This is a genomic window from Pseudomonas sp. LBUM1660, from assembly GCF_059695935.1.
In genome coordinates this window covers 6,103,317-6,116,902 of the sequence record NZ_CP166795.1, presented here as the reverse complement: position 1 = coordinate 6,116,902, position 13,586 = coordinate 6,103,317, and the positions used below count along the sequence as shown (strand labels likewise).

General features: G+C 60.6%; 14 protein-coding genes. 9 read left to right on the top strand and 5 right to left on the bottom strand.

Annotated features, from left to right (window positions below; genetic code table 11):
- Positions 1–5 precede the first annotated feature (5 nt).
- On the bottom strand, positions 6–179 hold the full coding sequence (gene lptM, locus ACA068_RS28465; protein WP_075946461.1) for an LPS translocon maturation chaperone LptM: 174 nt from the start codon (positions 177–179) through the stop codon (positions 6–8).
- Between the two features lie 240 nt (positions 180–419).
- On the opposite strand from lptM, the gene cyaY reads away from it, so the two are divergent.
- The 3 genes from cyaY to rnk all read left to right on the top strand — a co-directional run bounded on the left by cyaY (position 420) and on the right by rnk (position 1,675).
- On the top strand, positions 420–752 hold the full coding sequence (gene cyaY, locus ACA068_RS28460) for an iron donor protein CyaY (protein WP_305447385.1): 333 nt from the start codon (positions 420–422) through the stop codon (positions 750–752).
- 4 nt (positions 753–756) lie between these two features.
- On the top strand, positions 757–975 hold the full coding sequence (locus tag ACA068_RS28455) for a DUF1289 domain-containing protein (RefSeq protein ID WP_497306346.1): 219 nt from the start codon (positions 757–759) through the stop codon (positions 973–975).
- Between the two features lie 289 nt (positions 976–1,264).
- Positions 1,265–1,675, top strand: coding sequence for a nucleoside diphosphate kinase regulator (gene rnk / locus ACA068_RS28450; RefSeq protein ID WP_497306345.1), 411 nt, complete (start codon positions 1,265–1,267; stop codon positions 1,673–1,675).
- A gap of 6 nt (positions 1,676–1,681) precedes the next feature.
- Here rnk and ACA068_RS28445 read toward each other — a convergent pair whose 3' ends face one another.
- From ACA068_RS28445 to ACA068_RS28435, 3 genes are all read right to left on the bottom strand, one after another.
- Positions 1,682–4,525: a class I adenylate cyclase gene (locus ACA068_RS28445; RefSeq protein ID WP_497306343.1), complete on the bottom strand. Its 2,844-nt coding sequence runs from the start codon at positions 4,523–4,525 to the stop codon at positions 1,682–1,684.
- A gap of 192 nt (positions 4,526–4,717) precedes the next feature.
- Complete coding sequence (locus tag ACA068_RS28440; protein ID WP_094470036.1) at positions 4,718–4,963, bottom strand: TIGR02647 family protein; 246 nt, start codon at positions 4,961–4,963, stop codon at positions 4,718–4,720.
- Between the two features lie 376 nt (positions 4,964–5,339).
- Positions 5,340–5,624, bottom strand: coding sequence for a hypothetical protein (locus ACA068_RS28435; RefSeq protein WP_497306341.1), 285 nt, complete (start codon positions 5,622–5,624; stop codon positions 5,340–5,342).
- Positions 5,625–5,749: 125 nt separating this feature from the next.
- On the opposite strand from ACA068_RS28435, the gene ACA068_RS28430 reads away from it, so the two are divergent.
- Entirely contained in the window at positions 5,750–6,409 is a 660-nt protein-coding gene (locus ACA068_RS28430) for a glutathione S-transferase family protein (RefSeq protein WP_497306339.1), read from the top strand.
- A 120-nt stretch (positions 6,410–6,529) separates the two neighbouring features.
- Here ACA068_RS28430 and argH read toward each other — a convergent pair whose 3' ends face one another.
- On the bottom strand, positions 6,530–7,924 hold the full coding sequence (gene argH / locus ACA068_RS28425; protein WP_497306337.1) for an argininosuccinate lyase: 1,395 nt from the start codon (positions 7,922–7,924) through the stop codon (positions 6,530–6,532).
- A 461-nt stretch (positions 7,925–8,385) separates the two neighbouring features.
- Here argH and ACA068_RS28420 point away from each other — a divergent pair, with 461 nt between their 5' ends.
- The 5 genes from ACA068_RS28420 to ACA068_RS28400 all read left to right on the top strand — a co-directional run bounded on the left by ACA068_RS28420 (position 8,386) and on the right by ACA068_RS28400 (position 13,370).
- Positions 8,386–9,132 (top strand): LytR/AlgR family response regulator transcription factor, encoded by a 747-nt coding sequence (locus tag ACA068_RS28420; RefSeq protein WP_497306335.1) that lies wholly within the window; start codon positions 8,386–8,388, stop codon positions 9,130–9,132.
- 138 nt (positions 9,133–9,270) lie between these two features.
- Positions 9,271–10,212, top strand: a complete 942-nt coding sequence (gene hemC / locus ACA068_RS28415) for a hydroxymethylbilane synthase (protein ID WP_497306333.1) — start codon at positions 9,271–9,273, stop codon at positions 10,210–10,212.
- The gene (locus ACA068_RS28410) at positions 10,209–10,976 is read left to right on the top strand and encodes a uroporphyrinogen-III synthase (protein WP_497306331.1); all 768 of its coding nucleotides are present in this window, start codon (positions 10,209–10,211) and stop codon (positions 10,974–10,976) included. Before hemC ends, ACA068_RS28410 begins: the two co-directional genes overlap by 4 nt.
- 16 nt (positions 10,977–10,992) lie before the next feature.
- Complete coding sequence (locus tag ACA068_RS28405) at positions 10,993–12,135, top strand: uroporphyrinogen-III C-methyltransferase (RefSeq protein ID WP_497306329.1); 1,143 nt, start codon at positions 10,993–10,995, stop codon at positions 12,133–12,135.
- On the top strand, positions 12,132–13,370 hold the full coding sequence (locus ACA068_RS28400; RefSeq protein ID WP_497306327.1) for a heme biosynthesis protein HemY: 1,239 nt from the start codon (positions 12,132–12,134) through the stop codon (positions 13,368–13,370). The genes ACA068_RS28405 and ACA068_RS28400 overlap by 4 nt, the downstream gene beginning before the upstream one ends.
- The last annotated feature ends 216 nt before the right edge of the window (positions 13,371–13,586 follow it).

The following is a 13,586-nucleotide window of genomic DNA, read 5'->3' as shown; positions in this document are numbered from 1 at the left end:
TTCCCTTATTGGTAGACGTCGTGCTTGTGTGCTTTGGACGGCTGCTTTTGCGAGGACTGGGCCTGCTCGGCAGGGTCCTGGGAATCGTCAGGCAGGTACAGCGGGCCTTTTTGACCACAAGCCGACACAAGACAGGCAACCGCGAGGAGCGCGGCAAGGGAAGAGATCAGGCGCTTCATGGCGAAATCCTTGAAAATGCGTTAATTGCGCCGGAGTATACCGGCCACCCGGCAGCTTGCCTATGTAACGCAGCTCCCGTCCGGCGGGGCTTGGCCCGATACCGGCCAGATAGGTGTAATCCCTGTGGGAGCGTTTGATGTACCTATATCAGTGCTTGATCGTTATCCTTTGCAATCACCGGGGCTCGCCCGTATCTTGCGGCGCTTGAGCGTGAACAGACACTTTTTGAGGTTGCCGTAATGAGTTTGACCGAAGCCCGTTTCCACGATCTGGTCGATGCCACCCAGCAGACGCTGGAGGATATTTTTGACGAAAGTGGCCTGGATATCGATCTGGAGAGCTCGGCCGGTGTGCTCACCGTCAAGTTCGAAAACGGCAGCCAGTTGATCTTCAGCCGTCAGGAACCGCTGCGGCAGCTGTGGCTGGCGGCCGTGTCCGGTGGTTTCCACTTCGATTACGACGCCGAAAGCGAGCGCTGGATGTGCGACAAGAGTGAAGAACAGTTGGGTGAAATGCTTGAACGCATCGTCAAGCAGCAAGCTGACGTCGAGCTCGATTTCGAAGGTCTGTGAGATCGTGACCCAGCCTGCACCACTTCGCCCTCCCAAGCCGCTCTACAGCAATGTCAGCCCGGCGGTGCCCTCGCCGTGCAGCGGTGTGTGTCGGCTGGACGAACAGAAAGTCTGCCTCGGGTGTTTTCGCCATGTCGAAGACATCCGCGAATGGCGCTCGGCCGACGATGATCGCCGCCGGGTTATCTGCGCCCAGGCAGTCCAGCGCAAAGCCTTGGCATAAGAGCTTTTGTGGCAAGGGAGCTTGCTCCGCTGGGCTGCGAAGCGGCCCCAAAAAGCTTACGACTGCTGCGCAGCCGAGCGGGACGGTGCGGCGATCCGACAAGCTCCCTCGCCACAGGCAAGCCTCTCTCAAAATGTCAGCGCAGGGGCTTGGTCGCCCCTCACTTGTATATTTATTGAGCTGTGATAGTGTCCAGAAACGCCTCAACCCATCGAGGCTCGTGAAAACCCCGCCTTTTTCTGGCGGGGTTTTGCTTTTTCTGTGCAGAAGAAAGGAGTCTGCCTCAATCATGACCGTACCTTCCATCACCCTCACCCGTCTGGACGTGCAACGTCTGGAACGCCTGATCGACAGCCTGGACGACACGCTGCCGGGCGTTATCGCGCTGCAAACCGAACTGGATCGCGCCGATACCCTGGTCGGTCACGATGAAGTGCCTGCCGATGTCGTCACCATGAACTCCCGGGTGCATTGCCGTGAAGAAATCAGCGGCAAGGACTATCACCTGACATTGGTTTACCCGAAGGATGCCAATGCTGACGAAGGCAAAATTTCCATTCTTGCGCCAGTTGGCAGTGCTTTGCTTGGTATGAAAGTGGGTCAGCACATCGACTGGCCGGCTCCGGGCGGCAAGACCCTGAAACTGACCCTGCTGGAAGTTGAATCGCAGCCGGCCAATGGCGGCGCTTTCACGGAGTAAAACCCTTCAGACCTGCTCGAGCGCCTCATTCAATGCGCGCTCCAGGTCGGCCTTGTAGCGCAAGTACAAATTACTTGAGCTCTGAGCATCACCGAGCAGACCCGACAGGTCCAGGTCGGTGATGTAGCAGCGATAGCGTTCGGTTTCCCGGCGCTGCTCGACGATTTCCTGGGCGACCACGCTGAACAGTTGGTCGCCATATTCCAGCTCTGAAAACTCCCGCTGATTGCAATACAACGTGACCTGCACCTCTCCCGGCGCGGCTTTGCCGATGATCGCCTGCACGTCGTAGAACGGTTTGTTGATCGGGGTTTGCGGCGCCGGCCGGGCTTCGACGCGACGCGCCCGGCCGGGGCCTGACGGCAATAGCTGGTAATACATCGTGTCGAGGTTCAGCGGCTGGGCGGCGTTCATCGGCAGCAAGGCGTCGCGTCGGTACTGGATCGATTGCAGGAACCGTTGCAGCGGCACCAGCAGGCTTTGTTCGTCGTGATAGGGCAAACGCTGCTGCCACAGGGCATTGAACTCGTCCAGGACGTACAGATCCGCCTGCTGTTCGGTGATTCGGTAGAACACCTGAATGCATTCGGGCTGGCCCATGGGCAGGATCAGCGCCAGGTCGTGGTCTTCCAGTGCCATCGGGTCCAGGTGCAGCGGGCTGTAGCTCGCGAGCTCTTCACCCAGGTAATCGAACAGCGCTGGCAACGTGGCGAGGGCGACGTGATTGACCTGGCCGGGCACCAGCTCCAGCACGTGGTAATGCTGCTGGACCTGAACCAGGTAACGATGATTGAGCTGGCTCAACAGCAGGTTCTGCGCGGTATCGAGGACCTCTTCGACTCGCCGGGCGATGAATTGCGCCCGGTTGTGGCAGAAACAGCGCACCCTCAACCTGGGTTGCAGTGGACCGTTCGGCAAGTTGTTGAGGTAGTCGCGCAGGCAGTCAAGCAGGGCGTGAGGGCCGTCGTAGCGATTGACCAGTACTTCGTTCCAGCTGTTGAGCGTGACCTGGTCCAGGGTCAGCACCAGGTTTTCCCGGACACCGGCGTAGCTCAGGGAATCTGTGCGCTCGGTGGTCATCAGGATATTAAGGTCGCGGTGATGCTTGAGCGGGTCGACGCCGACGTTCACCAGAATCAGCACTTCGCTCGGCACACTGGCGCGCAGTAATGGCTCTTCGGCGACCGTCGCCAATGGCAGGGCGATGCTTTGTTGCAGGCTGCCGAGCAGGTTGAACAGTTCGAACTCGCTCAAATCGCTGGTGCCGGGGTGCAAGGCGAGGCGGGTGCTGCTGTCGATCACGCCATTGCGGTGGCACCAGGTGAGCAGCTCCAGCAGTTGCCGACTGCGCTTGATCGGCGCGAAATGTTCCCACTCGTGGGCTGCCAGGCTGCCGTTGTATAAGCCCCACTGGGTTTGCCCGGGTTCTTTCTTGTTGGGCGCCTGCACCAGGGTCAGGGTGTCTTCGGCCAAGTCCGGGGCGATGCCGGGGTTTATGAACTCGACTTTGTCCGCTTTGCGCTCAAAGGCCGCATACAGCCTGCGACCCAGCACGTTGAGGTCGCGTTTGTTGATCAGGCTGACGGTTTGCTCGTTGCGGGCGAACTGGGTCAGGAAGCGGTAGCTGTAGTTCAGCTCGTTGACCAAGGCTCGGCGTTCGGTGCTGACCTGGCGGACTTTCCATTGGCTGCGGCTGTCGAGCAGCGCCAGTTGCCGCTGATCCCAGTTCCATTCGTGAGCCAGACGCTCAAGCAGTGAACGTTGCCAGCTCTGGGTGCGACTGTTGCCAGTGACCTTGCGGTTGACCTTCAGGTACAACGCACGGCGTACCAGTTCCAGGCGCTCCGGCTCGCCACGCGCGGTGAGGTATTCCTCAATGCGCCGGTAAACGACGATGTAGGGGTCGAGCTCGTCGAGATCCAGTTGATTGGCGAACACTGCCTGCTTGAAGCGCAAGCTCAAGCAGTGAACCTTCGGGTGTTCGCTGGCGTAAACCTCGGTCAGCAGTAGTTTGAGCACGGACTTGTAGGGCGACTCGATGCCCTTGAACAACTGCCAGAGCCCGGCGCCGATGAATTCCCCCGGCGGGATATAGGCCAGATGCCCCAAATCCAGCGACTCGTCTGCGCGGATGAAACGCTTGGACAGCAGCGTGTGGGTGTAACGGTCGTAGGCGGCTTCTTCGTAGACTGGCACCAGCCACCAGATCGGCGTGCGGCCGGCCAGCCAGATCGCAGTGCGGTAGAACTCATCCAGCAGCAGGTAGTGCTGGGTGGTGCCGCAGTCTTCCGAACTCAATTGCGTATCGCGTTCGCCGAGCACGAAGCGGGCCGGGTCGATCAGGAAGAAATGCGCCTCGGCGCCCTGGCTGGTGGCCCAGGCCTCAAGCAACTGGCACTTTTTGCGCAGCTCGGCGAGTTCGTTCTCGTTCAAGTCCGGGCTGTGACAGACCCACACGTCCATGTCGCTTTGATCGGCCTGGGCCAGGGTGCCGAGGCTGCCCATCAGGAACAGCCCGTGGATCGGTCGCGGCGGGTTGCTGCCGTGGCGTGGCTTATAGGAAAACGATCGGGTCAGGCGCTGGGCTTCAGCGAGGGCGTTGGCGTCAGGCTCGAAACTCGACAGACCGGCCGGTGTGCTGCCCGACACATAACCGGGCAGCAGCGGATGATTCACGTGGAAAAACAGCGGCAGCAGCGTCAGCACCGTTTGCTGGCGGGGCGACAACCCTTCCATGGCGCGGGCCATGCGGCCTTCGTTGAGCTTCAGAAAACGTGCGCGCAGCTGACTGAGAACCTTGCGGTCGATTCCCTCGTCCAGATCGGGGCGGATTTCATGGGTGCGGGTCATGTCAGCTCAAACCGGCTCGCGAGGCTCGGACGTGGGGTCTGCGGATGAGGGGCAGTTTAGCGCCTCGGGCCTGGGACTTTTAAGCTGATTTTGTTTTTGACGTCAGATTTATACCGTGCGGCGACCGCAGGTCAAAAAAGTGTGCCCGCGGAAATCCCGTAGCAGGGGTTTCCGTGGGCGATGCGGTAATGCTCAGGCTGTTTCCTGGACGCTCAGAATCGTCAGAACGGTTTGCACATTTTGCGCGGCGTCACGACCCAGACTGGTCAGATAACCACCATCGGGCTGGTCGATCAGTTCTTTTTCGTACAGGCGTTGAGCGGCAGCAATGGCTTTCGGGGCAGCGGTCTGATGAATTTTCAAACCTTCCTGGGAACTGTCCAGGTTGAAGAGGGCGAGGATTTCCAGTTCGGCAACCAACTCAGGGGTAAGCGACATAAGGACTCCAGACTTTCTAGGAATTGGACGACAGCGCCCCTAAGGTGAGCCCACTCGTGCGGCATGTCCAGTGCTCGCGACAGGGTTTTTTCGCCTCGGGATGCATTCCCCGGCGGGTGGTGCGGCAGCGGGGTGGATTCAGTGTAGTCAGGGTCTGGGGGAAGGCGGAGGAGATTGGTGACAATCTGTGTTGAGAGAAGGTTGTGAGGCGATGGAGCTTCTGTGGCAAAGGGGTTTTTGTGGCGAGGGAGCTTGCTCCCGCTGGGTTGCGAAGCAGCCCCAAAATCTCGGCAACTGTCGAAGATATTGCGAGCGCTTCGCACTCGAGCGGGAGCAAGCTCCCTCGCCACAGAGGCCTGCGCCCTGGAGGTCGGGGTTACTTCTTTTCCGGTGGCAACTCTGGCAATGCACGCAGCGCTGTTTCGTACCATTCGGTATTGAACGGGCGGTCTTCTTCGAGGATCGCGTCGATTTCTACCGCCAACACGTGGGCCATCAGGTTGAGGATTTCCTCACGCTCGTAACCCACCAGGGTCAGCTTGTTGAAAGTGGCCTTGGCCGCTGGCGGGTTGTCGCTTTCGATCTGGTTTTCGATGGCTTCGATCAGGGTGTTTTCGGTGAATTCTTCTTCGTCGTTATCGATGTCGGTTGGCTCGCTCATGGCAGGCTCCTCAAGTTTAAGGCGGCCAGTTTACCTGCATTCAGCGCTGTGATGCTGCTGGCAGGAATCGCTGCGGCGTTCTATAAACAGGCACTGCCAACCCCGCACGGCCTGGAGGCTTTGTGATGCTCAAGCTTTATGGATTTTCCGTCAGTAACTACTACAACATGGTCAAGCTGGCGCTGCTGGAGAAGGGCGTGCCGTTTGAAGAAGTACCGTTTTATGCCGGCACAAGCCCGGACGCGCTGGCCATCAGTCCGCGCGGCAAGGTGCCGGTCTTGCGCACCGAGCAGGGTTTCATCAACGAAACTGCGGTGATCCTCGAGTTCATCGAGCAAAGTCAGAAAGGTATGCCGCTCCTGCCGAGCGATCCGTTCGAGCGCTCGCAGGTGTTGGCGCTGGCCAAGGAAATCGAGCTGTACATCGAGTTGCCGGCTCGCGCCTGTTACCCCCAGGCGTTTTTCGGTATGCAGGTGCCGGAGGCGATCAAGGACAAGACCAAGGCCGAGCTGTTGGCAGGCTTTGCTGCGTTGGGCAGGCACGGCAAGTTCTCACCTTATGTCGCGGGTGACAGTCTGAGTCTTGCGGATTTGTATTTCCTGTACAGCGTGCCATTGGCTCGTGCGGTTGGGCAGAAGCTGTTCGATATCGATCTGCTGGCGGATATGCCGGGAGCCCAGGCGCTATTGGAGCGACTGGAGCAGAACCCGAACGTGCAGCGGATTGCAGCGGACAAGGAAGCGGCGATGCCGGCGTTTATGGCGATGGTCGCGTCCAAGAAGTAGGTTTTGTAGCGTTTTCAAGAATGCCTTCGCGGGCAAGCCTCGCTCCTACAGGATTTGCGCGGATTTCGTATCGGCGTGAATCCCGTAGGAGCGAGGCTTGCCCGCGAAGCTTTTAGCGATTTAGCGGCTGGCGAGCAATGTCTGACCGCGCGCCACAGCCTTCTTGACCTGCGCCGGCGCAGTCCCGCCGATATGGTCGCGGGCGTTTACCGAACCTTCCAGGGTCAGCACGGCAAACACGTCCTGATCGATCTGGTCGCTGAACTTGCGCAGTTCCTCCAGGCTCATTTCTGCCAGGTCCTTACCGCTTTCTACGCCGTACTTCACGGCATGGCCGACGATTTCGTGGCAGTCACGGAACGGCAGGCCGCGGCGCACCAGGTAGTCCGCCAGGTCGGTCGCGGTGGAGAAACCACGCAGCGCGGCTTCGCGCATCATCGCGTGCTTGGGCTTGATCGCCGGGATCATGTCGGCGAAGGCCCGCAGCGAGTCGCGCAAGGTGTCGGCGGCGTCGAACAGCGGTTCCTTGTCTTCCTGGTTGTCCTTGTTGTAGGCCAGTGGCTGGCCCTTCATCAAGGTCAGCAGGCCCATCAGCGCGCCGAAGACGCGGCCGGTCTTGCCGCGCACCAGCTCTGGCACGTCCGGGTTTTTCTTTTGCGGCATGATCGAGCTGCCGGTGCAGAAGCGGTCCGGCAGATCGATGAACTGGAACTGCGCGCTGGTCCACAGCACCAGCTCTTCGGAGAAGCGCGACAAGTGCATCATCGCGATGCTCGCGGCGGAGCAGAACTCGATGGCGAAGTCACGATCGGACACGTTGTCCAGCGAGTTGCCGCCGACGGCATCGAAGCCCAGCAATTGAGCCGTGAATTCGCGGTCGATCGGGTAAGTGGTGCCGGCCAGCGCAGCGCTGCCCAGCGGCATGCGGTTGGTGCGCTTGCGGCAGTCGACCAGGCGCTCATAGTCGCGGCTGAGCATTTCGAACCAGGCCAGCATGTGGTGCCCGAAGGTCACCGGCTGCGCGGTTTGCAGGTGGGTGAAGCCCGGCATGATGCTGCCGGCTTCGCGCTCGGCCTGTTCCAGCAAGCCTTTTTGCAGGCGGGTGATTTCGGCGAGGATCAAGTCGATCTCGTCACGCAGCCACAGGCGGATGTCGGTGGCGACCTGGTCATTGCGGCTGCGCCCGGTGTGGAGCTTTTTACCGGTGACGCCGATGCGGTCGGTCAGGCGCGCCTCGATGTTCATGTGCACGTCTTCGAGGTCGATGCGCCAGTCGAACTGGCCGGCCTCGATTTCACCCTGGATGGTCTTCAGGCCATCGGTGATGCTGTCGCGCTCGGCGTCGGTCAGCACGCCGACCTTGGCCAGCATCGTGGCGTGAGCGATCGAGCCCATGATGTCGTGGCGATACAGGCGCTGGTCGAAAGTGACGGAGGCGGTGAAGCGGGCGACGAAGGCGTCGACGGGTTCACTGAAGCGGCCGCCCCAGGACTGATTGGTCTTGTCAGTGCTCATGAATTCGCTCGTGTCGGCTGAAGAAAAAATGACGTTGGAAGCTGCCGCGGATAATAACAGGGTTGCCAATCCTGTCGCTGACACTGGTCGACAGGTTTTTTTCACAAGGCGAGGTCCATACTCAGGACATGCCTTGTGGGAAATTGCGCAACGATATTTTTCAATTGAGCAATATCGTCCCGGCAACCGTCTACAGTTGGACAGTAGGATCAGCGCACTTCTCGGCGCTGCGGCTGACTATAAGAAGAGGGGGTGTTCATATTGTGTATCGGCAAACCCTACGGCGATACCTCGCTTATGCGGGCCAGAGCCTCCAATCACTTGCCAGATGAAAATTTAGCCGCCGGTCTCGCGGCACTTTTTGGCCCTCGCGCTAGTCTTAGCGTGGATCGCGGTGACGGACGTCACTTCACCTGTCTACGCTATCCTTGTGCGAGACTCACGCAGGAATCCAGCGCAATATGAATGTCCTGATCGTTGATGACGAACCCCTAGCCCGCGAGCGCCTGAGCCGAATGGTTGGCGAACTTGAGGGATACACTGTCCTGGAGCCCAGCGCCACGAACGGCGAAGAGGCGTTAGCGCTGATCGACAGCCACAAGCCGGATATCGTGTTGCTCGATATCGGCATGCCAGGCCTTGATGGCCTGCAAGTGGCTGCCCGGTTGTGCGAACGCGAAACCCCGCCCGCCGTGGTGTTTTGCACCGGGTCCGATGAATTTGCCGTGGAAGCCCTGCTGGCCAGCGCCGTGGGCTATCTGGTGAAGCCTGTGCATACAGATCAATTGCAACATGCGTTGAAAAAAGCCGAGCGGCCCAATCGCGTCCAGCTCGCAGCCCTGACCCGTCCAGCCGCCGAAAGCGGTAGCGGTCCACGCAGCCACATCAGTGCCCGGACACGTAAAGGCATTGAGCTGATCCCGTTGGGTCAGGTGGTCTACTTCATTGCCGACCACAAATACGTGACCTTGCGTCATGAAGGCGGCGAAGTGCTGCTGGATGAACCGCTCAAGGCTCTGGAAGATGAATTCGGCGATCGTTTCGTGCGCATCCACCGCAACGCTCTGGTCGCTCGCGAACGCATCGAACGCCTGCAACGCACGCCGCTGGGGCATTTTCAGCTGTTCCTCAAAGGCCTCAATGGCGATGCCCTGATCGTCAGCCGTCGCCACGTGGCCGGCGTGCGCAAAATGATGCAACAGCTTTAATTCGCTCTTCACAGGCGAACTTCACACCCGATTGCTGGACGTCTGAGGCCAGGGAGGCCACGCAGTGTCTGATACAAGTCAAAGTGGATTTGGCTGAGCTGTTATTATCCGCCGTATCTATTCAGTACGGATTGATCCATGTCCTCTCGCGAAATCCGCATCGCCACCCGCAAAAGTGCTCTTGCCCTGTGGCAGGCCGAATACGTCAAGACCCGCCTGGAGCAGGCTCATCCGGGCCTGCTTGTGACGCTGGTGCCCATGGTCAGTCGTGGCGACAAGCTGCTCGACTCGCCCCTGTCGAAAATTGGTGGCAAGGGTCTGTTCGTCAAGGAACTCGAAACCGCGCTGTTGGAAAACGAAGCCGACATCGCCGTGCACTCGATGAAAGACGTGCCGATGGATTTCCCCGAAGGCCTCGGTCTGTTCTGCATCTGCGAGCGCGAAGACCCGCGCGATGCGTTCGTTTCCAATACCTACGCCAGCCTGGATGAGTTGCCGCAAGGCAGCATCGTCGGCACCTCCAGTCTGCGCCGCCAGGCTCAGTTGCTGACCCGCCGCCCGGACCTTGAAATCCGCTTCCTGCGCGGCAACGTCAACACGCGTCTGGCCAAGCTTGATGCCGGCGAATACGACGCCATCATCCTCGCGGCCGCCGGCCTGATTCGTCTGGGCTTCGAAGAGCGCATCACCTCGGCAATCAGCGTCGACGACAGCTTGCCGGCCGGTGGCCAAGGCGCGGTCGGCATCGAATGCCGTAGCGTTGACAGCGAAATTCACGCCTTGCTGGCGCCGTTGCATCACCAGGACACCGCCACCCGTGTGACCGCGGAACGTTCCCTCAACAAACACCTGAATGGCGGCTGCCAAGTGCCAATCGCCTGCTACGCCGTGCTTGAAGGCGAGCAGATCTGGTTGCGCGGTCTGGTGGGCGATCCGAGCGGCGGCCTGCTGCTCAGCGCCGAGGCCCGCGCACCACGTGGCGATGCGCAAGCCTTGGGTGTGCAAGTGGCTGAAGACTTGCTGAGCCAGGGCGCCGGCGACATTCTGAAGGCGGTCTATGGCGAGGCAGGTCACGAGTGACGGGCTGGCGTCTGCTGCTGACGCGCCCTGCGGATGAGTCGGCGGCGCTGACCAGTGTTTTGTCGCAAGCGGGGATTTTCAGCAGCAGCTTGCCGCTTCTGGAGATCGAGCCGATTGCTGTCTCTGACACAATGCGCGAGGTGATTCGGGGGCTGGATCGTTACTGTGCGGTGATCGTGGTCAGTAAACCGGCCGCCAGAATCGGCGTTGACCTGCTCAATCAGTATTGGCCACAGCCACCGTCCCCACGCTGGTTCAGCGTGGGCGCGGCGACTGCGCAGATCCTGGCGGATAACGGGCTGGACGTGAGTTATCCCGCTGAGGGCGATGACAGCGAAGCCTTGCTCGAACTTCCCTCGTTGCGCGAGGCGATTGCCCGACCCGATCCGCGGGTGCTGATCCTGCGCGGGGAGGGCGGGCGCGAGTTGCTGGCTGAGCGTTTGCGCGAGCTTGGTGCTAGTGTCGAGTATCTGGAGTTATACCGTCGCGGACTGCCTCAATACCCGTCGACGGCGCTGCCTGACCGGATCGAAGCGGAACGCTTGAACGGGCTGGTGGTCAGCAGTGGACAGGGTTTTGAGCACCTGCGCCAATTGGCGGGCGATGCCTGGCCTGAAATGGCGCGGTTGCCGTTGTTTGTTCCAAGCCCCCGGGTCGCCGAGCTGGCACGTGCCGCCGGGGCCCAAACAGTTGTGGATTGTCGTGGCGCCAGTGCCACGGCTTTGCTGACGGCGTTACGGGAGCATCCCGAACCCGTTCTCTAATGCAAAGGATGGATACGTGAGCGAAACAGCCTTGCCTAAAGATGACGTGCTGCCGGTGCTTGAAGCGCCGGTTGAAACTCCACCACCTGCCACAGTGCAGCGCCGGGGCAATGGGCTGGCAATCGTCGCGCTGCTGCTGGGCGCTGCCGGTGTTGCCGTGGGCGGTTGGGGTGTCTGGCAGGTGCGTCACCTGCAAGCCAACAATCAGCAGCAGTTGAGCCAGGTCCAGGCGTTGAACGATCAGGCGCAGAGCCTGAAACTCAATGAACAGCGCCTGAGCGCGCGCCTTGAACAAATGCCTGCGGCCGAAGAACTGGACGCTCGCAGCCGCCTGGTGACGCAGTTGCAAGGTGATCAGCAACGCTTGAATCAGCGTCTGGAAACCGTCCTCGGTGCGAGTCGCAAGGATTGGCGTCTAGCCGAAGCCGAGCACTTGTTGCGTCTGGCTAGCCTGCGCCTTTCTGCGTTGCAGGACATCAGCAGCGCTCAGGCCCTGGTGCAGGGCGCCGATGAAATTCTGCGTGAACAGAACGATCCGGGTGCCTTTGCCGCTCGCGAGCAAGTGGCCAAAACCCTGGTGGCACTGCGCAGCACAGCACAGCCGGATCGTACCGGGTTGTTCCTGCGATTGGGCGCGTTGCGCGATCAGGTCATCGACCTCACCGAGCTGGCCCCCGAGTACAAGGATCGTGGCGAATCGCTGTTGGGTCTGACGGCCGATGGCGACGGTGCCAGTCGTTGGGCGCAGTGGTGGGATCAGATTTCGCGCTACATCCGCATCGACTTCAATGCTGACAAAAATGTTCGCCCTTTGCTGGCAGGGCAGAGCCTGAGTCAGGTGCGTCTGGCGCTGAGCCTGGCGCTGGAGCAGGCGCAATGGGCCGCGCTCAATGGCCAGGCAGCGGTTTACACCCAGGCGCTGGCCGAGGCGCGTGATGTATTGACGGGCAACTTCAACCCGGACAACCCTCAAAGCAAAGTCATGCTTGAGCAGGTGGGTGAGTTGAGCAAGCAGCCGGTCACTGTGGTCACGCCGGACCTGACCGGGACGTTGAGTGCGGTTCAGGGGTATCTGGAGCGGCGTAACGTCAACGCCGAAGACTCGATCAAACCGATGGCAAAACCGGCCGCGAACAATGCGCAGGAGGCCACGCCATGAAACGCCTCTATGTGATCGTGTTTCTGGTCATCGCCGCAGCCGCCGCACTGGGCCTGGCGATCGCCGAGCATTCCGGTTACGTGTTGATCGCCTATAAGACCTTCCGCTATGAAGCGAGCCTGTGGGCGACCCTGGCGTTGGTCTCGGTGCTCTGGCTGGTGTTCTGGGGCATCAAGGCGTTGATCGAGCTGGTGATGACTTCCAGCGGCGTGGTCAATCCTTGGTCGCGACGCAATCGCAGCCGACGGGTACAAGTGGCGATCGAACACGGTCAGCTGGACCTGGCAGAAGGACGCTGGGCCAGTGCGCAGCGTCATTTGCATCGCGCCGCCGAAGCCGAGCGACAGCCGCTGCTCTATTACCTCGGGGCTGCACGCGCCGCCAATGAGCAAGGTCACTACGAGGAATGCGACAACTTGCTGGAGCGCGCCCTCGAACGCCAGCCCCAGGCGGAGTTGGCGATTGCCTTGAGTCACGCCCAGTTGCAGAACGACCGTGGCGACACGGAAGGCGCCCTGGTGACGCTGCAAGCCATGCACGAGCGTCATCCTCATAACGTTCAGACCCTGCGCCAGTTGCAGCGTCTGCATCAGCAGCGCGGCGACTGGTCGGCGGTGATTCGCCTGCTGCCTGAGCTGCGCAAGGATAAAGTCTTGCCGCCCGCCGAGCTGGCCGATCTGGAACGCCGGGCGTGGGGTGAAAACCTTTCCCTGGCGGCGCATCAGGAAGCGGATGGCACGGTCGGTTTGCAATCGCTCAATCGCGCCTGGCAGCAACTCACCTCGGCTCAGCGCCAGGAACCACAGTTGGTGCTGGCCTACGCGGAGCAGCTGCGGCAACTGGGCGCACAGGTCGAAGCGGAGGAGGTTCTGCGCACGGCGCTCAAGCGCAAGTACGACAGTCATCTGGCTCGTCTCTACGGTCTGGTGCGCGGTAGTGATCCGGCTCGTCAACTGCAAACGGCCGAGGGTTGGCTCAAGGATCATCCGGCCGACCCAAGCCTTTTGCTGACACTCGGCCGCCTGTGTCTGCAAAGCAGTCTGTGGGGCAAGGCGCGGGACTATCTGGAAAGCAGCTTGCGGGTACAGCGCAACCCGGAAGCCTGTGCGGAACTGGCGCGATTGCTCGCACAGCTCGGCGACACAGAGCGCAGCAATCAGCTGTTCCAGGAAGGCCTGGGTCTGCTGGACGAGCGCCTGCTGGCGGCACCACTCCCAGCGCCCGTTTACGCCTGAAACGATCCCCTTGTAGCAGCTGGCGCAGCCTGCGTCCGGCTGCGAAGCAGTCGTAAAACGAGCGCCACGGTTTCATCAGGCTTATCGCGTTTGAATTTATGACGGCTGCTTTGCAGCCGGACGCAGGCTGCTATAGGGGCGAAAGCCGTTATTTCGCGCGATTCGGTCGCGTGAAATCCGTTGAATGTTTGGCGTTGTAGTTCCTGATTGGCTTTG